The organism is Herbaspirillum sp. alder98 (genome assembly GCF_020179755.1).
GTDB lineage: Bacteria > Pseudomonadota > Gammaproteobacteria > Burkholderiales > Burkholderiaceae_D > Herbaspirillum.
The window spans coordinates 296,083-322,394 of the sequence record NZ_JAIUCY010000004.1; the positions used below are offsets into that span (position 1 = coordinate 296,083).

The 26,312-nt window shown below is 61.5% G+C and carries 21 protein-coding genes and 1 other RNA gene; 9 read left to right on the top strand and 13 right to left on the bottom strand.

Annotation, left to right across the window (positions count from 1 at the left end; all coding sequences use genetic code 11):
* Positions 1 to 10 precede the first annotated feature (10 nt).
* The 3 genes from LBW87_RS11815 to LBW87_RS11825 all read left to right on the top strand — a co-directional run bounded on the left by LBW87_RS11815 (position 11) and on the right by LBW87_RS11825 (position 3,165).
* Positions 11 to 1,105, top strand: a complete 1,095-nt coding sequence (locus tag LBW87_RS11815) for a glycosyltransferase family 9 protein (protein ID WP_225201663.1) — start codon at positions 11 to 13, stop codon at positions 1,103 to 1,105.
* A complete protein-coding gene (locus LBW87_RS11820) occupies positions 1,105 to 2,091 on the top strand; it encodes a glycosyltransferase family 8 protein (RefSeq protein ID WP_225201664.1) in 987 nt (328 codons plus the stop codon). The genes LBW87_RS11815 and LBW87_RS11820 overlap by 1 nt, the downstream gene beginning before the upstream one ends.
* Before the next feature lie 96 nt (positions 2,092 to 2,187).
* A complete protein-coding gene (locus LBW87_RS11825) occupies positions 2,188 to 3,165 on the top strand; it encodes a glycosyltransferase family 9 protein (protein ID WP_320442726.1) in 978 nt (325 codons plus the stop codon).
* 45 nt (positions 3,166 to 3,210) lie between these two features.
* Here LBW87_RS11825 and LBW87_RS11830 read toward each other — a convergent pair whose 3' ends face one another.
* Positions 3,211 to 4,467, bottom strand: coding sequence for an O-antigen ligase family protein (locus LBW87_RS11830; protein WP_225201666.1), 1,257 nt, complete (start codon positions 4,465 to 4,467; stop codon positions 3,211 to 3,213).
* Between the two features lie 12 nt (positions 4,468 to 4,479).
* Positions 4,480 to 7,938 (bottom strand): DNA polymerase III subunit alpha, encoded by a 3,459-nt coding sequence (gene dnaE / locus LBW87_RS11835; protein ID WP_225201667.1) that lies wholly within the window; start codon positions 7,936 to 7,938, stop codon positions 4,480 to 4,482.
* 201 nt (positions 7,939 to 8,139) lie between these two features.
* Between dnaE and LBW87_RS11840 the strand changes: the two genes are divergently transcribed.
* Positions 8,140 to 9,036 (top strand): sulfurtransferase, encoded by an 897-nt coding sequence (locus tag LBW87_RS11840; RefSeq protein WP_225201668.1) that lies wholly within the window; start codon positions 8,140 to 8,142, stop codon positions 9,034 to 9,036.
* Between the two features lie 96 nt (positions 9,037 to 9,132).
* On the opposite strand, the gene LBW87_RS11845 is transcribed toward LBW87_RS11840, so the two are convergent.
* Positions 9,133 to 9,708: a flavodoxin family protein gene (locus LBW87_RS11845; RefSeq protein ID WP_225201669.1), complete on the bottom strand. Its 576-nt coding sequence runs from the start codon at positions 9,706 to 9,708 to the stop codon at positions 9,133 to 9,135.
* 91 nt (positions 9,709 to 9,799) lie between these two features.
* Entirely contained in the window at positions 9,800 to 10,501 is a 702-nt protein-coding gene (locus LBW87_RS11850) for a pirin family protein (RefSeq protein ID WP_225201670.1), read from the bottom strand.
* 151 nt (positions 10,502 to 10,652) lie between these two features.
* Between LBW87_RS11850 and LBW87_RS11855 the strand changes: the two genes are divergently transcribed.
* Both LBW87_RS11855 and gluQRS read left to right on the top strand, forming a co-directional pair.
* Positions 10,653 to 11,591, top strand: a complete 939-nt coding sequence (locus LBW87_RS11855) for a LysR family transcriptional regulator (RefSeq protein WP_225201671.1) — start codon at positions 10,653 to 10,655, stop codon at positions 11,589 to 11,591.
* Positions 11,588 to 12,469 carry a tRNA glutamyl-Q(34) synthetase GluQRS gene (gene gluQRS, locus LBW87_RS11860; protein ID WP_225201672.1) on the top strand — a complete coding sequence of 294 codons (882 nt, stop codon included), beginning with the start codon at positions 11,588 to 11,590 and terminating at the stop codon, positions 12,467 to 12,469. Before LBW87_RS11855 ends, gluQRS begins: the two co-directional genes overlap by 4 nt.
* A 72-nt stretch (positions 12,470 to 12,541) precedes the next feature.
* Here the strand turns inward: gluQRS and LBW87_RS11865 are convergent, their stop codons facing one another.
* Positions 12,542 to 14,005 carry a DEAD/DEAH box helicase gene (locus LBW87_RS11865; RefSeq protein ID WP_225201673.1) on the bottom strand — a complete coding sequence of 488 codons (1,464 nt, stop codon included), beginning with the start codon at positions 14,003 to 14,005 and terminating at the stop codon, positions 12,542 to 12,544.
* Positions 14,006 to 14,307: 302 nt separating this feature from the next.
* On the bottom strand, positions 14,308 to 14,991 hold the full coding sequence (locus tag LBW87_RS11870; protein ID WP_225201674.1) for a fumarylacetoacetate hydrolase family protein: 684 nt from the start codon (positions 14,989 to 14,991) through the stop codon (positions 14,308 to 14,310).
* Positions 14,992 to 15,241: 250 nt separating this feature from the next.
* Between LBW87_RS11870 and LBW87_RS11875 the strand changes: the two genes are divergently transcribed.
* Complete coding sequence (locus LBW87_RS11875) at positions 15,242 to 17,059, top strand: tetratricopeptide repeat protein (protein WP_225201675.1); 1,818 nt, start codon at positions 15,242 to 15,244, stop codon at positions 17,057 to 17,059.
* 153 nt (positions 17,060 to 17,212) lie between these two features.
* Entirely contained in the window at positions 17,213 to 18,232 is a 1,020-nt protein-coding gene (locus LBW87_RS11880; RefSeq protein ID WP_225201676.1) for a glucokinase, read from the top strand.
* 93 nt (positions 18,233 to 18,325) lie between these two features.
* Here LBW87_RS11880 and ffs read toward each other — a convergent pair.
* An RNA gene (ffs, locus tag LBW87_RS11885) (signal recognition particle sRNA small type) lies at positions 18,326 to 18,424 on the bottom strand.
* A gap of 75 nt (positions 18,425 to 18,499) precedes the next feature.
* Positions 18,500 to 19,984: a 4-hydroxy-3-polyprenylbenzoate decarboxylase gene (ubiD, locus tag LBW87_RS11890; protein ID WP_225201677.1), complete on the bottom strand. Its 1,485-nt coding sequence runs from the start codon at positions 19,982 to 19,984 to the stop codon at positions 18,500 to 18,502.
* Between the two features lie 466 nt (positions 19,985 to 20,450).
* Between ubiD and LBW87_RS11895 the strand changes: the two genes are divergently transcribed.
* Positions 20,451 to 21,467, top strand: coding sequence for a transglycosylase SLT domain-containing protein (locus LBW87_RS11895; RefSeq protein ID WP_225201678.1), 1,017 nt, complete (start codon positions 20,451 to 20,453; stop codon positions 21,465 to 21,467).
* An 85-nt stretch (positions 21,468 to 21,552) separates the two neighbouring features.
* Here LBW87_RS11895 and LBW87_RS11900 read toward each other — a convergent pair whose 3' ends face one another.
* The 5 genes from LBW87_RS11900 to dusA form a co-directional block, all read right to left on the bottom strand.
* The gene (locus tag LBW87_RS11900) at positions 21,553 to 22,731 is read right to left on the bottom strand and encodes a pyridoxal phosphate-dependent aminotransferase (protein ID WP_225201679.1); all 1,179 of its coding nucleotides are present in this window, start codon (positions 22,729 to 22,731) and stop codon (positions 21,553 to 21,555) included.
* An 88-nt stretch (positions 22,732 to 22,819) separates the two neighbouring features.
* A complete protein-coding gene (gene nusB / locus LBW87_RS11905; RefSeq protein ID WP_225201680.1) occupies positions 22,820 to 23,287 on the bottom strand; it encodes a transcription antitermination factor NusB in 468 nt (155 codons plus the stop codon).
* A 90-nt stretch (positions 23,288 to 23,377) separates the two neighbouring features.
* Positions 23,378 to 23,863: a 6,7-dimethyl-8-ribityllumazine synthase gene (gene ribH, locus LBW87_RS11910; RefSeq protein ID WP_225201681.1), complete on the bottom strand. Its 486-nt coding sequence runs from the start codon at positions 23,861 to 23,863 to the stop codon at positions 23,378 to 23,380.
* Positions 23,864 to 23,932: 69 nt separating this feature from the next.
* Complete coding sequence (ribBA, locus tag LBW87_RS11915; RefSeq protein ID WP_225201682.1) at positions 23,933 to 25,054, bottom strand: bifunctional 3,4-dihydroxy-2-butanone-4-phosphate synthase/GTP cyclohydrolase II; 1,122 nt, start codon at positions 25,052 to 25,054, stop codon at positions 23,933 to 23,935.
* A 95-nt stretch (positions 25,055 to 25,149) separates the two neighbouring features.
* The gene (gene dusA / locus LBW87_RS11920) at positions 25,150 to 26,208 is read right to left on the bottom strand and encodes a tRNA dihydrouridine(20/20a) synthase DusA (protein ID WP_413927642.1); all 1,059 of its coding nucleotides are present in this window, start codon (positions 26,206 to 26,208) and stop codon (positions 25,150 to 25,152) included.
* Positions 26,209 to 26,312: the final 104 nt, after the last annotated feature.

Sequence of the window (26,312 nt, forward strand, 5' to 3'; positions counted from 1 at the left end):
TGCCCGCACCATGTCATCCACACTGATCCCCGCCGACCTGCTCAAGCGTTCGGACAAGATTCTCTTCATCGCCCATCTGGCCTTGGGCGACTTCACCTATCTACAAAGCTTCTTCAAGGCCTTTGCGGCGCAGAATCCGCACCTGAAGGTGCACCTGTGGGTGGACGAAGTGCGACGCACTGCCGATACGGCACAATGGCCGCACCTGAAAAAATACTCGCTCTACGACTGGGTCGGGGCCTGCCCCTTCTTTACCAAGGTCTATGACCGCACCTACAGCCCGGCGCTGTATCGCGAATCGATCGAAGAGGCCCGTCGCGAGGACTATCCCATCGTCGTCTCGCTGGCCACGCTGCGTCCGCACCTGTACGCCAGCCTGGCGCGCGAGATCGCCCCGCGCGGGCTGGTCATCGGCATGACCAAGAAGGTCGGCCTGCTGCAGCCGCATCACCTGCTGGCCTACCGCAAGCTCGACACCGCCATGCCGGCCTACCGGGCCGAGGGCGAACACCACATCAGCGATGTCTACGCGCATTGGTTCCGGCAGTTGAGCGGACTCGAACTGAGCGCCCAGGAGCGTTTTCCGTTCGTCGATATTCCGCAGAACTGGCGCCAGGATGCCGAACGGACCTTGCAGGCCTGGAGCTTCTCGCCGCGCGCCGGCAAGCTGGTGCTGATCAATCCCTACGCCAAGACCAAGAAGCGCTGCTGGCCGCTGGGCCATGTGGTCGAGTTGATCCGCGCCATGCAGGCCACCGAGGGCTGGCGCGACGCCTGCTTCGTCGTCAACGCCGTGCCGCAGGAACTGGCCGAGGCGCGCGCCGTGATCGGTGGCCACGCGCTGCCGCGCACCGTGCTCTTCAGTGCCGAAGACAATTTCTTCCAGCTGCCGGCATTGCTCGAGCGCTGCGACCTGATCGTGTCGGTCGAGACCGCGGTCATGCACCTGGCCAACGCCGTGCACGTTCCGGTAGTGGCCCTAATGCGCCAGAAGAATCCCGAATGGGTACCGCTGGACCATGCCAACAGCACCGTCATTACCGCACCCGGACGCCGCGACTGGGTCAAGGCAATCGCTGTCGAACAAGTCATGAAAGCACTCTGATGAAACTCCCCACGATTGAAGAAATCCAGGCGCAACCTGGCAATGGCAAGCCCAGCTTCCATATCGCCTTTTGCGTCGACAATAATTATTTTCGGGCCATGGGTGCGACCATTGCGTCGATCATCGCCAACAACCCGACGCAGCATTTCACGTTCCATGTGCTGGCCTTCGAGGTATCCGAGGATCATCAGCGGCGCCTGAAACAGCTGGAGCAGATGTATCGGGTCAAGACCGAACTGCACCTGCTGGATTTGTCGTCGTTCACCCAGTTCTCGCATTTCATCGGGCACTCGCACTATTCGCTGTCGATCTTCACGCGGCTGGTGATTCCGACCGTGCTGCGCGGCGTGACCGACCGGGTGCTGTACCTGGACGCAGACATCCTCTGCTTCAATCGTATCGACGAGATGGTCGATATGGACATCAGCGGCGACATCGCCGTGGTGGTCCCGGATGCGCCGGTGACATTGCAGCGCCGCGTCGCCGCGCTGGGCCTGGCGCATAACGAATACTTCAACGGTGGCGTGCTGTTCATCAACATCGAGAAATGGCTGGCCGAGGACATTACTGCGCAGACACTCGATGCCTTGCTCAACAGCAAGACCGACATGCGCTTCAACGACCAGGATGCACTCAACATCGTGCTCAACGGCCGCGCCCGCTACCTGTCGCCCAAGTGGAACTACCTCTACGACTTGATCCACGACCTCAACGTCAACAAGTTTGCCTTGAAGCCGGTGGGGCGCGCGATCTTCGTGCACTTTGCAGGCGCCGTCAAACCCTGGGCGGCATGGAGTCGTCACGAGGTATGTGCGCTGTTGGCGGGCTACCTGGCGATCTCGCCGTGGGCCGACATGGAGCTGGATCAGGAACCCCGCAATACCAAGGAACTGCGCATGCATTCGCGGTTCATGTATCGGCAGGGGCGGCCGCTGGAGAGCTTCAAATGGTATGTACGGTATCTGCGCAAGCGCGCAGCAGCATGATGCTTTGAATATTATTTTTACAATATGCCAATTTCCAGCTCCCATATCCTAGTTAGCCGCCAGGACAACATCGGGGACGTCATTCTGACCCTGCCAATGATTGCCCGACTCCGAGAGTTGAACCCGACGGCGAAAATCACGATGCTGTGCCGCGGCTATACCGTGCCGGTCGTGCGCTTGTGTGCTGACGTAGACGACGTCATCGACATAGAATCCATTGAGGATGACCTGATCGGCTACTTGAAGCGCACGCGCGTCGACACCGTAATACTTGCGCAACCGGACCGCGCCCTGGCCTACGCTGCTTTTCTGGCGCGTGTTCGCAATCGCATTGGCAATGCACGCCAAAAACTATATCAACTGTTTTATTGCAATCGCCGGGTACGTTTCAGCAAGGGCCTGTCAGAAGATCACGAAGCGCAAATCAATTTCGAGTTCCTGCGACCTTATGGCGAAACCAATATTCCTCCGAGAGAGGACATTCCGGCCCTATATCATCTCGAGATTCCCGACGATCCAGTATGCACAGCAAAGCTGGCGGGACACGCCTTCAATCTTATCCTGCATATGAAGTCCAACGGCCACGGCCGTGAATGGCCCATCGAACATTTCGTTTCTCTGGCCCATTCATTGCAGGACAATCCCGCCATTCACATCTGGCTCACAGGCAGTGCGGCAGAGGGCGCGTGGATCGAAGAACATGGGCAAGCCATTCTCGCGCTACCCAACGTCACCAATATCTGCGGCATGCTGAGCTTGCAGCAGCTGTCCAGCTTCATCAAGCAGGCGGATGGCCTGATCGCCAGCGGTACCGGACCATTGCATATGTCGGCTGCCATCGGGCAGCGCACTCTCGGACTGTTCCCCCCGACCCGCCCCATGCATCCTGGACGCTGGGCCGCATTGGGCAGACGTGCGATCAATCTCACTGCAGAGAAGAGCTGTGAGGACTGCCGGCGCATCACCACCCCCACGTGCGATTGCATGCGGCAAATAACACCAGCGACGGTGTTGCAAATCGTCCTGAGCTGGGAAGCCGACCAGAAAAGCCTCAGTCAGGCAAATCAGTCCTGAGGCAATCATTAGCGCAGCAGAAGCAGCAGCTCCATTCAGGTCAACTTACCCCACAGAGGCCGCTGCTGCATAGCGCGCCTTATGGACCTGCGCCAGAAACGCTGCAATCATGATCGTGTACAGCCCGGCGACTGCTGGCCAAAAGAACATCAGGTCGGTCAATCCAAAAGCGAAGAAACCTAGCACCAGCAAACAGCCGCAGCGCGCAGCTGCCCTGACCTCAGAAGAGGCGTGATGCAGTTCGCGGAAAAAATACCATCCCGGGACAAGGTAGACAGACAAAACCGCTACAAGGCCGAAAATGCCGGAGATGACCATGTTGAACAGTATCTCGTTGTGGGAATGCGCCAACGTGGTCAACTCATTGGTTACTTCACCCTGCGCGGCCATTTCCTTGATGCTCGGTTCGTAGTTTTCCCGTCCAATGCCAAAGACGGGTTGTCGTGCGAACAGTTTCAATGCAGCATCCCAGAGTTGGAGGCGGATACCGACGGCCGTGGTTTTCCCCTCACCCTGCGTGTAATTGATTACCTCGGAAGTGGTATTGAACAGCCGGGTACGCCCGGGCTCGTTGACTGCGAACATCGCCGCGACCAGCACCACGAATGAGAACAAGACAAGCCATTTACGTCGCAACGACAGGCTTGATACGTGGAAGAAAAATATCACAAACAACACCACAGCCAGCCATCCGCCGCGGGTCTGCGTCAACACGCCCGTATAAGCCCCTGCTGCAGCGGCGATAATCCCGCAAGCGATGGTTACTTTACCTGTCGACAGACTGGCCGCCATCGTCAGGCACAACACGCCGAACAACAGTGCGATGTCCGAATAGGCAATGATGGACAAGAACCCGATATTGCCGACTCGGACATTCCCGCCCTCGAAAAAAACGAACGCCTTGACGGCCAGAACCACAGCAGCCAGGAAAAGGCTCCAGAGCAGAAGCCTGAAATATTTTCGCGGGACAAACATAATTGACCAGAGCACCAGCGGAAATACTGCCAGCCTGAATGCCCGATCATAATATTTAAAGGCGAAATCGCCCGACCACGCCTGATTGGCCAGAACAGCGATCACCCCCATGGACATGGCCAGCGCAACTGGCCAATATTGGCGAAACAGATCAGAAAAACCAATCCCGTCTGGCCGAACACGCATTGCCATGCTGGCGAGGGCAATCAATATCAGCAAGAGGAGAATTGAATTGCCTGCGTTATGAATCGATAACGTTACTACCGGAAACAGCAACAGCAAAAAAGCCACCAGTTGACCTGGAAAAACATTTACACGTAAGCCCATTCTAAATCCCTCTTAATACTCAACAACTACCGCTTCCTTGCCGAACGACGCCACCAACGTCGTCTGCAGGCTGTCACTCGGATTGATGCGCCAGTTGTCGCCCAGCATCACTTCGCAGCCGGCATCGTCGCGCAGGTAGCGCATGACGAACGGCAGCCCCTGGTCCTGACGGTGCGCCGACAGGGTATCGCGCAGCATGGCGGGGTCGACCGCCTGCTTGAGCTGCACCACCATGCGCACGCCATACTGGATCCGCGCGGCGCCGAGGTCCATGACCTTTTCGGCCGACACCCGCAGGCCGCCATTGAAGCGGTCTTCCGAGACCCGTCCTTGCAGCACCAGCAACTCGTCTTCCTTGATCAGGTGCTTGATGGGTTCGAAGACTTCGCTGTAGATGCTGGCCTCGATCACGCCGGTGCCATCGTCAAGCGTGCAGATCACCAGCTTGCCGCGCTGGGTCATCTGCACCCGCACGCCGGTGATGATGCCGGCCAGGCTGCGCGGCTCGCGCGACGGCTCCAGGCTCGATATCTTGGTGCGCACGAAGCGTCGCACTTCCTTTTCGTAGGCCGAGAACAGATGGCCCGACAAATAGAAGCCCAGCGCGCCCTTCTCTTCGGTCAGGCGCTGCTTGTCGCTCCAGGGCTGCACGCTGATGTACTCGAGCGGCGCTTCGAGATCGCTGTCGTCGCCACCGAACAGACTGACCTGGTTGGCCGACTTCTCGGCCTGTTCGGCGCTCTCCCAGGCCAGCGGGACGGTCGCCTGCAACACGGCGCGATCGACCTTGAAGCAGTCGAATGCGCCCGCGCGGATCAGCGAGTCGATGGTGCGGCGGTTGATCTGCTTCTTGTCGACCCGCTTGGCGAAGTCGAACAGGTCCTTGAAAGGGCCGGCCTTGCGCGCTTCGATGATCGATTCGATGGCATTCTGGCCGGCGCCCTTGACCGCGCCCAGGCCGTAACGGATCTGGGTCGCCTTCTTGCCCGGCTCGCCGACCGGCATGAAGCGGTAATCCGACTGGTTGATATCGGGCGGCAGGATGGTCAGCTTGCAGATATCGAGCGAATCCTCGATCAGGATCTTGACCTTGTCGGTGTCTTCCATGGCCAGCGACAAGTTGGCTGCCATGAACGCGGCCGGATGGTGCGCCTTGAGGTAGGCGGTGTAATACGACAACAGCGCATAAGCGGCCGCGTGCGACTTGTTGAAGCCGTAGCCGGCGAACTTTTCCATCAGGTCGAAGATTTCGTCGGCCTTTTCGGTGGACAGTCCATTCTTGCCGGCACCCTCGCGGAACAACTCGCGGTGCTTGGCCATTTCCTCGGCCTTCTTCTTGCCCATCGCACGCCGCAGCAAGTCGGCGCCGCCCAGCGAGTAGCCGCCGATCACCTGCGCCATCTGCATCACCTGCTCCTGATAGACCATGATGCCGTAGGTCTCGGAGAGGATGCCCTCGGTGCGCGGATCGGGATAGTCGAAGGCTTCGCCGTGCTTGCGCTTGCAGAAGTCCGGGATCAGGTCCATCGGGCCCGGACGGTACAGCGCCACCAGCGCGATGATGTCCTCGAAGCGGTCGGGCCGCGCATCCTTGAGCATGCCCTGCATGCCGCGGCTTTCCAGCTGGAACACCGCGACCGTCTTGGCCTTGGTCAGCAGGTCGTACGAGGCCCGGTCGTTCAGCGGCAGCTTGGCCAGGTCGAAATCGGCCATGGCCGGATCGAGCAGGCGAATGTAGCGCTCGGCACGATCGAGGATGGTCAGCGTGGTCAGGCCCAGGAAGTCGAACTTCACCAGGCCAACGGCCTCGACGTCGTCCTTGTCGTACTGCGACACCACGCCGGCGTCGCCGCCTTGGGTGTAGAGCGGGCAGAAGTCGGTCAGCTTGCCGGGGGCGATCAACACGCCGCCGGCGTGCATGCCGATGTTGCGGGCAATGCCTTCGACCTGCTGCGCCAGGCCCATCAGCTGCTTGACCTCTTCTTCGTTGTCGAGCCGCTCCTTGAGCATCGGCTCTTCTTCGATGGCGTCGGCCAGCGTCACCAGCTTGCCCGGCTTGAACGGGATCAGCTTGGAGATGCCGTCGCAGAAGTTATAGCCCAGATCGAGCACGCGGCCGACGTCGCGCACCGCGCCCTTGGCCGCCATGGTGCCGAAGGTGGCAATCTGCGACACCGCTTCCTTGCCGTAGCGATCCTTGACGTACTGGATGACGCGATCGCGCCCTTCCTGGCAGAAGTCGATATCGAAGTCGGGCATCGAAACCCGCTCGGGATTGAGGAAGCGTTCGAACAGCAGGTTGTAGCGCAACGGATCGAGGTCGGTAATCGACAGGCTGTAGGCCACCAGCGAACCGGCGCCCGAGCCCCGTCCCGGCCCCACCGGCACGCCATTGTTCTTAGCCCACTGGATGAAGTCGGCCACGATCAGGAAGTAACCGGGAAACTTCATCTTGATGATCGTATCGTTCTCGAACTTCAGGCGCGCCTCGTAGCGCGGACGCTCTTTCTCGCGATCGGCCTCGTTCGGGAACAGGTGCAGCAGGCGGCTCTCGAGCCCGGCCTGGGTCTGCGCCACCAGGAAATCATCGATGGTCATGCCGTCCGGCGTCGGGAAGTCGGGCAGTTGCGGCTTGCCCAGTTCCAGCACCAGGTTGCAGCGTCGCGCGATGTGCAGCGTATTGGCGATGGCGCCCGGCAGGTCGGCGAACAACGCGACCATCTCGGCCTGCGACTTGAAATACTGTTGATCGTTGAAGCGTCGCACGCGCCGCGCATTGGCCAGGATCTCGCCTTCGGCGATACAGGTGCGCGCCTCGTGGGCGATGAATTCCTCGGTCGACTGGAACTGGACCGGATGGGTGGCCACCACCGGCAGCCCCAGCCGCGCGCCCAGCGCCACGCTCTGGCGCACCTGCACCTCGGCGTTGGGCTGACCGGAACGCTGGATCTCCAAATAGAAACTGCCGGGGAAGATCTCCGACCAGCGTTGCGCGGCCTGCTCGGCCTGCGCCAGGTTGCCGTTATCGATGGCCTGGCCGATATCGCCGCCGTGCGCACCCGACAGCGCGATGAGGCCGTTTCCGCCTTCCTGGTGGCGCAAGGCGTCGAGCCACTCGACGCGGACTTCGGCACGGCCCTTGTAGATGTTTTCCAGCCAGGCCCGGGACAGCAGTTCGCACAGCTGCAGGTAACCCCTGTGGTTCTTGACCAGCAGCAGCAGGCGCGACGGCTTCTCGCGGTCGCGCTCGTTGGTGATCCAGATATCGCAGCCGGCAATGGGCTTGACACCCTTGCCGCGCGCAGCCTTGTAGAACTTGACCATGCCGAACAGGTTGGCGAGGTCGGTCACGGCCATGGCTGCCTGGCCATCCTTGGCGGCAGCCTTGACGACGTCGTCGATACGCACCAGGCCGTCGACGATGGAATACTCCGAGTGCAGTCGGAGGTGTACAAAATGCGGTGTAGTCATGGGGCCACATTCTACCGGACCCGGGGGCGTCCCTCGCCCTGGTGGCAAAGGGATTTTATGCAACGCGGCAGACCGCCCGCCATTGGCCGCAGCGCTGGTTTGATCTGGGTCAGGCTAGTGCGCAATAGCGACGAAGACCCTGCGAAGACCCGGCACGCGGGCGTATAATGCTGCCAATTCAAAGACTTAGAGCAAAGAACCATGCAGTCCCCGGATACCCCATACGTCAATATTGCCGCCTACAAGTTCGTTACCTTCAACGACACGGTCGAGAAGCGCCCGCAGTTCCTGGCGTTTTGCCAGAAGCACAACCTGCGCGGCACCGTGCTGCTCACGCCGGAAGGCATCAACCTGTTCCTGGCCGGCCTGCGCCCCGACATCGATGCCTTCCTGGCCTGGCTGCGCGCCGATGCGCGCTTTGCCGACATCGTCGTCAAGGAAAGTTTTTCCGAGAAGCAACCCTTCACCCGCATGCTGGTCAAGCTCAAGGCCGAGATCATCACGATGAAGCATCCGCTGATCAAGCCGGAAGAAGGCCGCGCGCCGTTCGTGCAACCGCAGGACCTCAAGCGCTGGCTGGACCAGGGCCATGACGACAATGGCAAGCCCGTGGTGATGGTCGAGACCCGCAACGCCTTCGAAGTCGATGTCGGCACCTTCGACAACACGGTCGATTACCGTATCAACAAGTTCACCGAGTTCCCGCAGGTGATCGAAGAGCACAAGGCCGATTTCGAAGGCAAGACCGTGGTGACCTTCTGCACCGGCGGCATCCGTTGCGAAAAGGCGGCGATCCATATGCAGAACATCGGCTACGACAGCGTGTACCAGCTTGAGGGTGGCATCCTGCGCTACTTCGAAGAAGTCGGCGGCGCGCATTACTCGGGCGACTGCTTCGTGTTCGACTACCGTACCGCCCTGAGCCCCGACCTGAAGGAATCGGCGACCGCGCAGTGCTTTGCCTGCCGCGCCGTGGTCACCCCGCGCGAACAGCTGTCGCCGTACTACGTGCCGGGCAAGTCCTGCCCGCATTGCGCTTCCGCACAGCAGGCCGGCGCTGGCGCTGATTCAGGTTCGGAGTCGCCGCTGCAGGCTTGAGAACGCCGGCCAGCCCTGCTCCACCATGCAAAAAGCCGCGCGGTCGATGACCACGCGGCTTTTTTCATTTTACGGCGCTGCTTGCTTCGATGCTGCTTACTTGCCGAACTTGGCTGCGGTCTCGGCCACGCGTGCGCCAAACAACTTGGCGGTTTCCAGGTCGCCTGGCAGCGGGCCTTCTTCAGGCGAGGAGTCCGACGGGCTTTGCGCCATCAGGCCCGAGAAGGAACCGACGAAATTGATGTCGTTACGCTGCGCCGCCTTGCTGTTGGCAGGCATCAGGCCGGTACCGACCCAGATCATGCTGTGCTGCATCGACAGCGTAAAGAGATAGTGCAGCGTCGACAGCTTGTCGCCATTCATGGTCGCCGAATTGGTGAAGGCGGCGCCGATCTTGTCTTTCCACTTCTGGCTGAACCAGGGCTTGGACGAGGCGTCGGCGAATTTCTTGAACTGCCACGACACCGTGCCCATGTAGGTGGGCGAGCCGAAGATGATGGCGTCGGCCGCATCCAGCGTGGCCCAGTCGGCGTCCGTGATGTTGCCTTCGGCATTGATGGCGATCAGCTCGACGCTGGCGCCGGCGACCGAGGCAGCACCGGCTTGCACGGCTTCAGCCTGTTTCTTGGTGTGGCCGTAGCCGGAGTGGTAGACGATGGCGACTTTGCTCATGATGTTTCCTTCTCGAGTGGGAGTTTGAGTAGATCAAAAAAACCGCCGGGTGATCGGGTCCGGCGGGTGCTGCGGTAAAAAAACTGCTGACTTAGTGTGGCAGGTCGAACACCAGCACTTCGGCATTGTCGCCGCCGGTGATGTCGAGCTTGTCGACATCGGTGAGCTTGACGGCGTCGCCGGCTTCCAGCGCCTGGCCGTTGACGCTGACCTTGCCGCGGGCCACATGCACATAACCCAGGCGACCGGCTGCCAGTGTATAGCTGGCGGCTTCATCGCCGTCGAACAGGCCGGCAAACAGCGACGCGTCCTGGTTCATGCTGACCGAACCATCGCGGCCATCGCTGGACGCTACCAGACGCAGCCGGCCCTGCTTGTCGGCGGCCGAGAAATGGGCCTCCTGGTAACCCGGCTCGGCGCCGGCGCGGTCGGGCATGATCCAGATCTGCAGGAAGTGCGTGGTGCCGGTTTGCGAATGGTTGTACTCCGAGTGACGCACGCCGGTGCCGGCGCTCATGCGTTGCACATCACCGGGGCGGATCACGCTGCCGTTACCCATGCTGTCCTTGTGGGCCAGTTCGCCGTCGAGCACATACGAGATGATTTCCATGTCGCGGTGACCGTGGGTGCCGAAGCCCTGGCCTGCGGCCACGCGGTCTTCGTTGATCACCCGCAGCGGACCGAAGCCCATGTGCTTTGGATCATGGTAGTCGGCGAACGAAAAGCTATGGTACGAATCCAGCCAGCCGTGGTTGCCGTGGCCGCGCTCAGTGGATTTACGAAGTTGCATCATGACAACACTCCTTTTCGGTGAATTCTGTACGCTTCGGAATTGATTCGTACAAATTGTTTGTCGATGTGCACACTATAATCACTATCTTTTTTCGGTATAAGGCCTTAAATTCATACGGTTCATTCAAATATTTTAAACAAGTGGAGCTGGTGTGAACCTGACCCTGGAATCGTTGCTGATCCTCGACATGATCGACCGCAAGGGCAGCTTTGCCGCAGCCGCCGTGGTGCTGGACCGCGTGCCGTCGGCACTGACCTATAGCGTACGCAAGCTGGAAGATGACCTCGACGTGCTGCTGTTCGACCGCCGCGGCCATCGGGCCCAGCTGACCCCGGCCGGCCAGCAGCTGCTGCACGAAGGCCGCCACCTGCTGCTGGCGGCCAACGACCTGGAGCAGCGCGTCAAGCGTACCGCCACCGGTCGCGAGACCGAATTGCACATCGTGCTCAACAGCCTGGTGCCGTTTGCCAAGATGCGACCAATCATCGAAGCCTTCGACCAGGAACAGTCCGGCACCCGATTGCGCTTCACGCCCGGGGTGCTCACCGGCGCCTGGGAAAAGCTGATCGAGGGCCGCGCCAACCTGGTCATCGGCGTGACCCTGGACGGGCCGGAGGTGGTGCGCACCAGCGGCCGCTTCCAGATGCAGGAACTGGGCGCGGTCGACTGGGTCTTTGCGGTCGCCCCCGATCATCCGCTGGCCACGGCGGCCGAACCGCTGTCGGCCGAACTGGTCCGCAGTCACCGGGCCATTGCCGTGGGCGACAACAGCCAGTCATTGCCGACCCTGACCATGGGCCTGCTGTCGGGCCAGGAAACCCTGACCGTGGCCAGCGTGGCAGACAAGCTGGAAGCCCAACTGGCCGGCCTGGGCTGCGGCCACCTGCCACGCATCTGGGCCGCGCCCTACCTGGCCAGTGGCGCCCTGGTCGAAAAACAGACCCAGGCCGCCAAGCCGAACGACAATTTCATGGTGGCCTGGCCCAAGACCGAACAGGGTAAATCGTTGAAGTGGTTCATCAACCACCTGGCCCGCCCGGAAGTACGCGAATCCTTATTGGGGCCGGTTGCTGCGCGAGGCGGCGCATGAGCGGCCGCTATATCGGACGCTTTGCCCCCTCGCCTTCGGGCCCGCTGCACGCCGGCTCGCTGGTGGCGGCGTTGGCCAGCCTGCTCGATGCGCGGGTGCATGATGGAATATGGTTATTGCGCATCGAAGATATCGATGAGACGCGCACGGTAGCGGGAGCGGCAGAAGACATCGTGGCCACGCTGTCGGCGCTGGATATGCACGCCGATGGCCCGGTGCTGGTGCAAAGCCAGCGGCGCGCGCGTTATGCCGCCGCGCGTGAGCGACTGGGGGCAGCCGTCTACCCCTGCGGTTGCAGCCGCAAGGAGATTGCCGATTCGCGCCTGGGCCTGGCCAGTGATGGCGCCGCCATCTACCCCGGTACTTGCCGCGCCGGGCTGGCACCAGGCAAGCTCGCCCGCACGCAACGCCTGCGTGTGCCGGACGTGGGGGCGCCGGGCGAACTGGTGCGCTTCGACGATCGTTGGCTAGGTGCACAGCAACAGCATCTGGCCAGTGAGGTGGGTGACTTCGTGCTGCAACGCGCCGATGGTTTCTGGGCCTATCAGCTGGCGGTGGTGGTGGACGACGCCGAACAAGGCGTCACCGACGTGGTGCGCGGCGCCGACCTGCTCGATTCGACCGCACGCCAGATCTACCTGCAAGGCCTGCTCGGCTATCCGACGCCAAGCTACCTGCACGTTCCCTTGCTGGCCAATGCGCAAGGCGAGAAGTTTTCCAAGCAGAATGGCGCCCAGGCGCTGGACCTGTCGCGCCCGCTGCAGGAGCTGCAACGCGCAGCGGGCTTTCTTGGCCTCGATACCGCGGCGGCCACGACCCGCGAACACTTCTGGAGCCTGGCCTTGTCCGCGTGGGCTGCGCGCTTCGGGCCACGCTGAGCGCTACCATGAAAAATGCCGCGCGGATATCGCTATCCGGGCGGCATTTCAGGTGCAGCAGACCGACTGTGATCAGCGCTTGGGCATCCCGCCCAGCAACGCCGCCACCTTGGGCTTGGGACGATTGGACTTGGCCAGGTCGGGCTTGGTCGAGACGACCTCTTCGGCCGCAGGCTCATAAGGCTTCAGGAACCATGGATCGGTTTTCTCGCGACGTCCCGACGGCGCGCCGCCTTCGCGATGACGGTCGCTACGCTCGGCGCGAACCGGACGTTCGCTGCGTTCATGGCGCTCGCCACGCTCGGCACGTTCACCCCGCTCGCTACGCTCGGCGCGCTCGTGGCGCGCACGCGGTGCAAATCCGACCAGCTCGGCGCGTTCGAACTTCTTCTTGATCAGCTTCTCGATGTCGGTGAGCAGGCGCTCGTCCTTGTCGCAGAACAGCGAGATGGCATCGCCCGATGCGCCAGCGCGACCGGTACGACCGATGCGGTGCACGTAGTCTTCGGCGTTGTAGGGCATGTCGTAATTGATCACACAGGGGAGATCGGTAATGTCCAGCCCACGGGCGGCCACGTCGGTGGCCACCAGCACTTCGATCTGCCCCTGCTTGAAGGCTTCGAGCGCGGCCATGCGCTCGTTCTGGGTCTTGTCGCCGTGGATGGCCGAAGCCTTGACGCCTTCGTTCTCAAGCTGGCGCGACAGGCGCGAGGCGCCGATCTTGGTGTTCGAGAAAACGATCACCTGCTTCAGGTTGCGCTCGCGAATGATGAACGAGACCGCATCGGCCTTGGCGCTTTCGTCGACGCGGTAGATGGTCTGGGTGACCTTTTCGGCCGTGGCGTTGCTGCGCGCCACTTCGATGGTCACCGGGTTGTTCTGGAAGCTGCCGGCCAGCTTCTTGATCTCTGGCGAGAAAGTGGCCGAGAACATCAGGTTCTGGCGCTTCTTGGGCAGCAGGTTGATGATGCGCTGCAGGTCCGGCAGGAAGCCCATGTCGAGCATGCGATCAGCCTCGTCCATCACCAGGATCTGGGTCTGCGAGAGATTGACCGTCTTCTGCTGTACGTGGTCCAGCAGGCGGCCCGGCGTGGCAATGACGATCTCGACGCCAGCACGCAGCGTCGCCGTTTGCGGCGCCATGTCGACGCCACCGAAGACCACCGTCGAGCGCAAGGGCGTAAAGCGGGAATAGGCCTTGACGTTGTCGGCGACCTGGTCGGCCAGCTCACGGGTAGGCGTCAGGATCAGTGCGCGCACCGGATGACGTGCCGGCGAAGCGCTGGTGCTGGCATGCGCCAGCAGCAGCTGGATGATCGGCAACGAGAAACCGGCCGTCTTGCCGGTACCCGTCTGGGCGGCGCCCATGACATCACGCCCCTGCAACACCACCGGAATGGCCTGGGCCTGGATCGGGGTGGGATGGACGTAGCCTTGCTCGGTGAGAGCCCTCAGGATATCTGGCGAAAGGCCGAAATCTTCAAAGCGGACTGCTGGTGCAGCCGGTGCTGCGGACGCGGACGTAGTGTCGGACATGGTGATTTGCGAACGGTGCGACAGCGCCGCGGCAGCCGGTCATCAGGCTCCGGCTCCGATGCATGGAGTGCATGCGCACGGGTTCGATTGCTTTCAGTGTTGAAGTATTACGCGAGACCGGACCGATCGCCGATCGCTCGCTGCGGATGCTGCAAGAAGTCCTTGGACCCCGACCAGGCCAGCTGCAGCCAGCGCCTGGAAGACCGCTATTATACGCCGCATCGCCCGGAGCTTCATGACAGTTTGCTTGCATGGGCCCCGGGAGTGGCAAAAATGACAATAGAGTTGTCATTTTAAAAATATCAGCCGATGGTGATATTGATGTCCGGCAGTCCATCGACATGGCCCTGCAGGCGGTCACCCTTGACCACTGCGCCGACGCCCTCGGGCGTGCCGCTGAAGATCAGGTCGCCCGGCGCCAGCTCGACCAGGCCCGACAGATACGAAATGGTTTCGGCCACGCTCCAGATCAGGTCCGACAGATCGCCCTGCTGGCGCACTTCGCCATTGACCCTGAGCCAGACAGCGCCCTTGGCCGGATGCCCGACCTGGGACACCGGCAACAGCGGGCCGCACGGCGCCGACTGGTCGAAGCCCTTTGCCATATCCCAGGGACGGCCCATTTTCTTGGCGACGGCCTGGATGTCGCGACGGGTCATGTCCAGGCCCACGGCATAGCCGAACACCAGATCCAATGCCTTTTCGACCGGGATATCACGCCCACCCTGGCCCAATGCCACCACCATTTCGATTTCGTGGTGATAGTCGGCGGTGGCTGCCGGATACGGCACTACCGAGTCGGTCGGCACGATCGCGTCGGACGGCTTCATGAAGAAGAATGGCGGCTCGCGGTCGGGATCGTGGCCCATCTCGCGGGCGTGGGCAGCGTAGTTGCGACCCACGCAGTAAATACGGCGGACCGGGAACGGGTCACCGCCCAATACGGGGATGGTGGTCGTGGCTGGCGCAGGAATGGCGAAACTCATCAGGAAAACTCCGAGGTGGATGATGCCGGTCGCCCGGCCCTTTTATTGTTCGATGCAGTCGGCAAGTGTAAGAGAAATCCGGCGACTCTGCAGGCGTGCGCCACCGTCCCGCGACGCGCAGGCACATCGACAAATTACCACCTCAATTCACTGGAAAATTCGACGTTAATTTGGGACACTGGCGAGATTGCCTGCGACTGCTTGTCGCAACACTCGTTTTTCGACCGAATAAACCTTACCGATCGACCCTATGCCCCAGCCAGCAAACGCCGCCACGCCTGAGTTGCAACAAGCGCTGGCCCTGCACCAGAAGCAACAGTATCGCGCTGCCGAAGAACTGTACAAGAAGGTGCTCAAGAAAGCGCCCCGTCACTTCGAGGCGAATTACCTGTACGGCATGCTGAAGCTGCACCAGCAGGATTGGGAAGGTGCGCAGCAACAGTTGGCCCTGGCCATTAATCTCAATCCGGCGCATGTGGGCACCTATCTTGATCACGCCACCGCCCTGCAGCATCTGGATCGACATGATGAAGCCCTGAAGTCACTCGATCATGCACTCGCGCTCAATCCCGATTTCACCGAGGCGCGCCTGTCTCAAGGTGACAGCCTGCGTCAGAGCGGTCGCGCCAGAGCGGCCCTTGATGCTTTTGAGCGCGTATTGAAAGGCGACAACGATAACGCCGACGCCTGGTTCCAGCGGGGCAATGCGCAGTACGATCTGAAGCGCCTGCGTGACGCGGCGCAGAGTTATGAGCGCGCCGTCGAATTGCGACCCGATTTCGTCGAGGCGCTGTTCAACCTGGCCAATACCCAGAAAGACACGGCACAACTGGAGACGGCGCTGCAGACCTATGATCGCGCCATCAAGGCAGCCCCCGAATTTGCCATTGCGCTGGTCAACCGGGGATATGTCCTGTCCTTGCTGGACCGCACTGAAGAAGCGCTCGAGAGTTACGAGCGCGCCGCCGAAATCGACGATACCCTGCCCGAGTTGTGGTTCAACCGTGGCGCCACGATGGAAGACCTGCGCCGCTACGACGAAGCGCTGGGCAGCTATCAGCGTGCGCAATCGCTTGATCCCGAAGGCGCATCGGCGCACTGGAACGAGAGCCTGGTACGGCTGCTGCAGGGCGACTATTCATCCGGCTGGAAAAAATATGAATGGCGCTGGCGCACGGAGCAAATGAGCCAGCGCCAGCTCGAGTTGGACGTTCCGCTGTGGCTGGGTGAAGAATCCTTGCGGGGCAAGACCATCCTGCTGCACGCGGAGCAGGGTTACGGCGACACATTGCAATTCTCCCGTTATGTAACGCAAGTCGCAGCACGCGGTGCGTCGGTGATCCTGCAAGTACAAGGACCGCTACGCAATCTGCTGGCCAACCTGCCGGGCGTGGTCGAAGTGCTCAGCAGCGCCGAAAAACCAAAGCGACCGTTCGACTTCCACTGCCCGCTGATGAGCCTGCCGCTGGCCTGCGGCATGCAGTCCGATGACGATATTCCCCGTGCGCCCTACCTCACAGCCGATCCCCGCAAGTGGGCCGCGTGGTACCAGCGCCTGCCGCAAACCCGTGCCCTGCGGGTGGGACTGGTCTGGTTCGGCAGCTCGGCCACCACCAACCCGTCGGCCGTTCGCATCGACAACCTGCGCTCAGTGCCGTTCGATACGCTGGCACCCATCGTGGAACTGGCCCGTGAATATGCCGGACTGGAATTCTATTCGCTACAGGTCGACCGAGCCGCCGTCGTTCAATTGAAGGCGCACCCGCTGGCCGATCTGGTCAAGGATTTTTCGTCTGAATTGCACGACTTCGGCGATACCGCCGCGCTCGTGTCCAACCTCGACCTGATCATTTCTGTCGACACCGCAGCCTGCCACCTGGCCGGCGCGCTGGGCAAGCCGGTCTGGCTGCTTAATCGCACCAACACCTGCTGGCGCTGGCAGATGGATCGTACCGACACGCCCTGGTACCAGAACTTCACCATTTTCCGCCAGACCGCCCGTGGCGACTGGAGCGACGTGATCGAGCAGATGCGTGAAGCGCTGGCGCAACATATGTCCGAGCGCTGATCTCCCCCCCGCAAGACCCTGCCCCGACGGCCATGCTGGAACCTGATGGCCGCGGGCGCCTCTTAGGAGTGACGGGCGCAGCGCACGCTGGCCCGTCATCCGATCATGATTGCCTGCGGCACGCCACTGCCGGGGCCCCACAAGGAAACGGCCATGCAGAGCGTGCTCACCTCCAAACCTCATCAATATGCCGACGGCCCACGCCTGCTGGCCGATATCGGCGGCACCAATGCGCGCTTCGCGCTGGAGCCCGCCCCCGGACAGACCGAGCAGATCGCCACCCTGCCGGCGGCCGATTACCGCGAATTCACCGATGCCGTAAAAGCTTATCTGCAGCAGTGCGGCAATGCGCCGGTGCGGCATGCCGTGGTGGCCATTGCCAACCCGGTCCATGGCGACCAGATCAAGATGACCAACCACGACTGGGCATTTTCGATCGAAGCGGCGCGTCAGTCGCTGGGCCTGGACACGCTGTTGGTGGTCAATGATTTCACGGCACTGTCGATGGCCGTGCCCCAACTGCAGCCTGCCGACCTGTGGCAGATCGGCGGCGGTCAGGCCAAGGCCGGATTGCCGATCGGCGTGGTCGGTGCCGGCACCGGCCTGGGCGTGGGTGGGCTGGTGCGTGGCGAGCATCGCTGGATGCCGCTGGCCAGCGAAGGCGGGCATGTCGCATTCTCGCCATTCACGCCGCGCGAGGCGGCGATCCTGGCCTATTGCTGGAACGACTTCGAGCATGTCTCGGCCGAGCGCCTGGTCTCGGGTCCGGGGCTGGAACTGATCTATCGGGCATTGCGCTCGATCGACCAGCATGCGCCGGAAGAACTGAAGGCAGGCGACATCGTCAAGCGCGCACTGCAGCAGCACGACGCACTGGCGCGCGAAACCGTCGATCTGTTCTGCGGCATGCTCGGCACCGTGGCCGCCAACCTGGCGGTCACGCTCGGCTCGCTGGGCGGCATCTATATCGGCGGCGGCGTCGTGCCACATATGGGCCAGTATTTTGCGCAGTCGCCGTTTCGTGCGCGCTTCGAGAACAAGGGACGTTTTTCGGCCTATACCGCCGCCATTCCGACCTACGTCATCACGGCAGAATATCCGGCCTTCGTCGGCGTCTCGGCGATCCTCGCCGACAAGCTGGCGCACGCAGGCACGCGGACGCGCGAAAACTGAAAACAGCAGTAAGTGGAATGTAGCGTGGAGGCAGTGCGAAGAACTTGCCGGGAGACTTGCAAAGGGATTTGCAAAAACTGCGGGAGAGTAATAAGAGGCGAGCCTTGTCTGCGGCACTTGCAGGAAATGGCTGTGGCTGCTTCGTTCCCGACCTGACCAGGTTGACCATGCCACAATGCGCAGGGGCCCGCCAGGTCGAATTGTACTTCATTTTGACAACATCCCGCCAGCGAATTGATGCATTGCCGGCGGGCCTGCCTGATTTTGTTAGATACCCAACGTCTGCCAGATGTCATCGACGCGCTTCTTGACGTCATCGCTCATGACGATAGGCGTGCCCCATTCGCGGTTGGTTTCACCGGGCCACTTGTTGGTGGCGTCGATGCCCATCTTGCTGCCGAGGCCGCTGATGGGCGAGGCGAAATCGAGGTAATCGATCGGCGTGTTATCGACCAGCACCGTATCGCGCACCGGGTCGACCCGGGTGGTGATGGCCCAGATCACTTCCTTCCAGTCGCGGATATCGACATCCTCGTCTACCACCACGATGAATTTGGTGTACATGAACTGCCGCAGGAAACTCCACACCCCGAACATCACCCGCTTGGAGTGCCCGGCATAGGATTTACGCATCTGCACCACCGCCATCCGATAGCTGCAGCCCTCGGGCGGCAGGTAGAAATCGGTGATCTCGGAAAACTGCTTCTGCAGCAGCGGCACGAATACCTCGTTCAGTGCCACGCCCAGCACGGCCGGCTCGTCAGGCGGCTTGCCGGTATAGGTCGAGTGATAGATCGGCTCGCGGCGCATGGTGATGCGATCGATGGTGAAGACTGGAAACCAGTCCTGCTCGTTGTAATAACCAGTGTGGTCGCCATAAGGACCTTCCAGCGCATGCTCGTAGCCCGAACCATGGCTGGCATCGGGATAGATATGCCCTTCCAGCACGATCTCGGCCGACGCCGGCACCCGCAATTCGCTGCCGATGGCCTTGACCAGTTCGGTACGGCTGCCGCGCAGCAGGCCTGCAAACTGATATTCGGACAAGCTGTCCGGCACCGGCGTGACCGCACCTAATATAGTAGCCGGGTCGGCACCCAGCGCCACCGCGACAGGATAGGGTTTGCCCGGATTGGCAATGCAGTGCTCGCGAAAATCCAGCGCGCCGCCGCGATGCGCCAGCCAGCGCATGATCACCTTGTTGGGACCGAGCACCTGCTGGCGATAGATGCCCAGGTTCTGCCGCTTCTTGTTGGGACCCTTGGTCACCACCAGGCCCCAGGTGATCAACGGGGCAATATCGCCCGGCCAGCAATGCTGGATCGGAAGCCGCGCAAGATCAACATCCGCCCCTTCCCACACCACTTCCTGGCAAGGCGCCGACGAACGCTCCTTCGGCGCCATGTCCCACAGCGACTTGACCAGCGTGCCCAGGCCCAATACATCCTTGAGGCCCTTGGGCGGCTCTGGCTCCTTCAGGCGCGCCAGCAGGTGACCGATACGGCGCAATTCACTGGTGTCGTCCGCCCCCATGCCCAGCGCAACCCGACGGGGGGTACCAAAAAGATTCGCTAGAACCGGGATATTTTTTCCATCGACATGCTCAAAAAGGAGCGCTGGGCCCTCGGCTCGCAGCGTGCGGTCACAGATCTCGGTCATCTCCAGATGGGAGGAAACCGGGGTTGAAATGCGTTTGAGCTCGCCAATTTGTTGCAACTTAGAAATAAAATCGCGCAAATCAATGTATTTCATACTTTTTCACAAATTTCTTTTGTCATAACAGCCAGAGCAGGTTTCGCCGGCAAACGCTTGATTCTATTGATTTTTGAAGGAAGGCCACGCGCAATATGAGATTCAAAAGTTATAAAGAAACGATCCCATAGTATTGACTCGATATAAAGTGGCTTCTACAATGCGCGCACCCTACACCGAAGGGTAAGAGCTTGAAGCTCAAAAACGAGGCTTGAAATAACCATAACAAGCTGCAAGGTATTCAGGGACCGGGGTCCCAGCAACTAAGAAGTGTCATCCAAGGCGTCAGCCTTACTCCCCGAAACACGTCATCCGACGGCATGGCCAGCAGGCCTCGCGGATGGCGACTTGCCGTAACGCCTTGCGACGGTAACGTAATTAGATTGCAGCATGTCCAGTTCAGTTGTCCGGTCTCCACTTCTTGGCCGGGGAGCCCTGTATTTGCCGCAATAACGCAGGAGGTTCAATGTCCAACCAAGCTACCGAGGCGCCTTTAGCAGGCACCCCGCAGATGGTTCAGCGCGCCGGTTTCGCACATTCATCCCTGAGTGCGCGTATCGGCCAGTTTTTCAGCGCCGCCCACCGAGTAGTCACGATACTCGGCGTGGCCGCCCTGTTTGTTCTGGGTCTGATGTTCTTCAATCCAGACCTGGCAGACCGGTTGATCAGCATGTCGCCCTTTTCGGATGATGCCGACGAGGTGCAAACTGCCGAAACACCGGTGACGCCGCCGTTGGCCGAATTGATGGCGCCAGCAACACCGGTGGCCACTGTGAGCGCCATTGCCAGCGCAGCGGCCTCCGCCAATGCATCGGCTGCGGTGAAGCCGGCAGTGTCGCCCGAAGACCACCAGTTCCTGGGCAATCCGCGCCAGCAGAAACTGGTGACCAACTGGCTGGCAAAACGCTACCGCGTGGCCAGCGATGCAGCAGACATGCTGGTCTCGGCCACATATCTGACCGCACGCGACATCAAGCTCGATCCTTTGCTGATCCTGTCGGTGATCGCCATCGAGTCGCGCTTCAATCCGTTTGCCGAAAGCCCGATGGGCGCGCAGGGGCTGATGCAGGTGATGTCCAAGGTGCACCATGACAAGTTCCAGGAGCTCGGCGGTATCAAGGCGGCGCTCAACCCGGTGGCCAACATCCGCGTGGGTTCGCAGATCCTGAAAGAGTACGTCACCCGTGGCGGCTCCATCGAAGCCGGCCTGAAGACGTATGTGGGTGCGGCCGAGATGGCCAACGATGGCGGTTATGGCATCAAGGTGCTGTCGGAATACCAGAACCTGAAACAGGTGGCGATGGGCAAGAACGTGTCCATCTACACCACCGCTACCGTCAAGTTGCCACCGGCGACGCCTAGCGTGTCGGCCAGCGCCGACCCCTTGCCGGTGGCCGTCCCAGTCAAGCCGCCGATGGGCAAGATCGCTGCCGCAGTGGCGGCAGACAAGCCCAAGGCAGAAGAACAACTCGCTGCGTTATGAGCGTGTTGCGATTGAATATTACCGGTATTCAACACGCAAAAAAGGAGCCCTCGGGCTCCTTTTTTTTTTGCACCTTCCGGATGGATCAGGCGAGCTTGCGACGATCGAAGAATTCGCGCAGTCGCGCCACGGCCCGCTGCAGGTTTTCCATCGACGTCGCATACGACAGACGAATATAACGACGCGCCGTGAATGGCCCGAAATCGAGGCCCGGCACCAGCACCACGCCGGCCTCGTTCAACATCTCCAGGCTCAACTGGTCGGCATCGTCAGACAGCGCGCTGCAATCGGCATAGACATAGAAGGCGCCGTCCGGCACCACCGGCACCTTGAAACCCAGGCTCTCCAGCGCCGGCACGATGTAGTCGCGACGCCGCTTGAACTCGGCCTTGCGCTCTTCATAGATGGCGATCGATTCGGGCGAGAAACAGGCCACGCCTGCGTGCTGGGCAATCGACGAGGCGCAGATGAACAGGTTCTGCGCCAGCTTCTCGACCTGCGGCACCAGTGACGGCGGCAACACAAGCCATCCCAGGCGCCAGCCGGTCATATTGAAATACTTGGAAAAACTGTTGATCACCACTACGTCTTCGCCCAGCGAAAGCGCTGAAAATGGCGCGCCTTCATACGACAGTCCCTGATAGATCTCGTCGACGATGGTGAACCCGCCGCGTGCCCGCACCTCGCCGACGATGGCGCGCAATTCGTCGGGCAGGATCGAGGTCCCGGTCGGGTTCGACGGCGACGCCAGCAAGACACCGCGGGTAGACTCGGCCCAATGCTCGCGCACTGCCTGCGCGGTCAGCTGAAAACGCTGCTCCGGACCGCTTTGCACCAATTGCGCCTGGCCCTCGAAGGCGGCGACAAAATGCCGATTGCACGGATAGCAGGGATCCGGCATCAACACCTGCGCGCCCTTCTCGACCAGCGCCGCACAGGCCAGCAACAACGCCGCCGAGGCGCCGGCAGTAATGACGATGCGCTCGGGGCCGACATCGAGGTCGTAGACATCACGGTAGTGGCTGGAGATAGCCTGGCGCAATGCCGGCAATCCGACCGCCGAGGTGTATTGCATCTGGCCCTCGGTCATGGCGCGGGTGGCGGCGGCCACCACCGCCGGCGGCGCCGTGAAATCGGGCTCGCCGATGCCCATGTGGATGATGTCGCGGCCCTGTTGCTCCAACAGCGCAGCTTTCTTCGAAAGCTCCATGACGTGGAAGGGCGCGATGTTATGCACGCGCGAGGCGACTTGATTCAAGTTCATGAGGCAGCTCGGTAGGACGTGGGAGGCACGACAGGCACAACAGGAAAGGCAACGGCGGCGAGCGGCAGCGCTCGCCCCGTCAGGACCATCAACGGCGACCGGCGCCTACTTCAGTGGGGCGCACCTGCGCGGCAAAACGGTCCAGCACGCCGTTGACGTACTTGTGACCATCGACGCCGCCGAAGGACTTGGTCAATTCGACGGCTTCGTTGATCACCACCTTGTACGGGATCTCGGGCTGGTTCTTCAGCTCGAAGGCGCCGATCAGCAGGGCTGCGTGCTCGACGGGCGAGAGCTCCTTGATGGGGCGATCGATCAGTGGCGCGAGGTCGGCGCGCAGGAGGTCCGCATCGCGGATGGCGCCCGTCAGCAGGGTGTCGAAATGCTCTGCATCGGCCTTGTCGAAACCGTGGGCTTCACGGATGTTGGCTTCGATGACACCGGTGTACTCGAAATTGAGCAGCCACTGGTACAAGCCCTGCAACGCGAACTCGCGTGCGCGGTGACGCGGAGTACGGTTCTTGTTCGAATTGGCGTGTTCAGATTTGTTGGACATGATGATTTCGGCTCAGAGCCATGATTGCTAGCGGGAATGACTTAAACAGCAGCGTCGGCGCACCACCCGGGCGGCGCGCCGGCACCTGACTTACTCTTCTTCGGTGGCCTGGCCGAGTTCTTCCAGGACGATGGCCAGGTTGGCCATCTCGACGGCCACGCGAGCCGCGTCGGCGCCCTTTTCGGCCATGCGTGCCTCGGCTTGCTCGTCGTTCTCGGTGGTCAGCACCGCATTGGCGATGGGCACGCCGAAATCGAGAGCGACCTGGCTGATGCCGGCGCCGGACTCGTTGGAGACCAGCTCGAAGTGATAGGTCTCGCCACGAATCACCGCGCCCAATGCGATCAACGCATCGAACTGTTCGGTCTCGGCCATCTTCTGCAGCGCCAGCGGGATTTCGAGCGCGCCCGGCACGGTCACGTGCAGGATGTCTTCATCGGCCACGTTGAGGTGCTTCAGCTCGGCCAGGCAAGCGGCCAGCAATCCGTGGCAGACGTCTTCGTTGAAGCGCGCCTGGACGATGCCGATGCGCAGGTCTTCGCCGTCCAGATTGGGGTCGTAGGTTCCGATGGTCATGAAGTTTCCTTTGGTATGTTGTTGATCCGTCTTGGTCGGTACGGGTAGTACGGGCAATACGGGGTGTGCCTACAGCACCTCACGCGCCTGGTAGCCTGTGACTTCGAGCTTGAAACCGGTCATCGATGGCATCTTGCGCGGGCTGGCCAGCAATTTCATCTTGCATACGCCGAGATCCTTGAGGATCTGGGCGCCGATCCCGTAGGTGCGCAGGTCCATCCGGTCGGCGCGCGCGGGCTTGGTCGCCGCGGGGCTGCCGACCTGGTTGAGCGCGCCGAACTGGTCGAACATCTGCTGCGCAGACTCTTCGCAATTGAGCAATACCACCACGCCGCCGGGCGATGCCTTGATGGCTTTCATTGCCGCCGCCAGGTTCCACGAGTGGGTGGTCACCTCGGACTCCAGCAGGTCGAGGATCGATACCGGCTGGTGCACCCGCACCAGGGTTTCGCTGCCCGGCTGGATGTCACCGTGCACCAGCGCCAGGTGGGCGCCGCCGCTGGGGGTATCGCGATAGGCGACCGCCTTGAAGGTCCCGTGCACGGTCTGCATCTCGCGCTCGGCCAGACGCTCGATGATGCTTTCGTTGCGGCTGCGGTAATGGATCAGGTCGGCGATGGTGCCGATCTTGAGCGTGTGCTTCTCGGCAAACTCCATCAAGTCGGGCAGGCGCGCCATGGTGCCGTCTTCCTTGAGGATTTCGCAGATCACGGCAGCCGGTGTCAGGCCAGCCATCTCGGTCAGGTCGCATCCGGCTTCGGTATGGCCGGCACGCATCAGCACGCCCCCCTTCTGGGCCCGCAGCGGAAAGATGTGACCGGGATTGACCAGGTCCGACGGCTTGGCGTTGCGCGCCGAGGCCACCTGGATGGTGCGCGCGCGGTCGGCGGCCGAAATGCCGGTGGTGACGCCTTCGGCGGCTTCGATCGACACCGTGAAATTGGTACCGAAGGCGGTACCGTTGCGCGACGCCATCATGGGCAGGTCGAGCTGGTCGCAATGCTCTTCGGTCAGCGTCAGGCAGACCAGGCCGCGCGCGTGCGTGACCATGAAATTGATGGCTTCGGGCGTGACGAAATCGGTCGCCAGGATCAGATCGCCTTCGTTTTCGCGATCTTCTTCGTCGACCAGAATGACCATCCGGCCGGCGCGCAATTCGGCGACGATTTCTTCGGTTGTTGCGAGTGGCATGGCTTTTTCTATGTTCCCTGTTGGACCCGCTATTCTAAAGGATTTGCGGGTGCTCCCGGCATGTGCTGCCGTGTGCGGCCAGACTAATTGCGGCCTTATTGATGCGCCACCCGCTGGGTACGCGCCAGCGCTTCACGCAGCAGTTCCGGATCGCCCTCGGCCAGCCGCTTGGAGTCCGACAGGGTCTGCCGGAAACTGCGCGCCCCCGGCATGCCCGCCAGCAGGCCCAGCATATGGCGGGTGATGCTGTTGAGGCGCAGGCCGCCGCCGCGACCGTTGTCGCCATGCAACTCCAGCTGGCGACGGATGTAGGGCAGCATCGCGGCAATGACCTGCTCGCGGGTGGCGTCGCGCCCATCCGGCAGGTCGCCGTAATAACGGGCGTCGAACCCGGCCATCAGGAACGGATTGTGATAGGCCTCGCGCCCCAGCATGACGCCATCCACATGCTGCAGGTGGAGATCGATCTCGGCGACGGTCTTGATGCCGCCGTTGATCAGTATTTCGAGCTGCGGGAAGTCGCGCTTGAGCTGGTAGGCGTAGTCATACTTGAGCGGCGGGATTTCGCGGTTTTCCTTCGGGCTCAGGCCTTTAAGGATGGCGTTGCGCGCATGCACGATGAAGGTATGGCAACCGGCATCGGCGATGCGCCCGACGAAATCGCGCACGAAGTCATACGACTCGACGCTATCGATGCCGATGCGGTGCTTAACCGTCACATCGATGCTGACGGCATCGCGCATGGCCTTGACGCAATCGGCGACCAGATCGGGCTCGCCCATCAGGCAGGCGCCAAAAGCGCCCTTCTGCACCCGTTCGGAGGGGCAGCCGCAATTCAGGTTGATCTCGTCATAGCCCCACTGCTCGCCCAGCCGCGCCGCCTGCGCCAGGTCGGATGGCTCGCTGCCCCCCAACTGCAGCGCGACAGGGTGCTCTTCTTCATTGAAGTCGAGATGCCGTGGCACATCGCCATGCAACAGCGCACCGGTGGTGACCATCTCGGTGTAGAGCCAGGTATGGCGGGTGATCTGGCGGTGAAACAGCCGGCAGTGGCGGTCGGTCCAGTCCATCATGGGGGCGACGCTCAAGGTACGCGGCGGCAATCCAGCCGGCTTGGCGCCGTTGGACAAGCCGTGACCGGCGGTGGTGGGCATGTCTGACTTCACGGTAGTTCTATCAATCATTGGTTGTCGTTGGCCACTGGAGATCATCGCCGTGGCAACTTCATCGCATCGGCCAAGCAGCCTGCGAGAAAAGG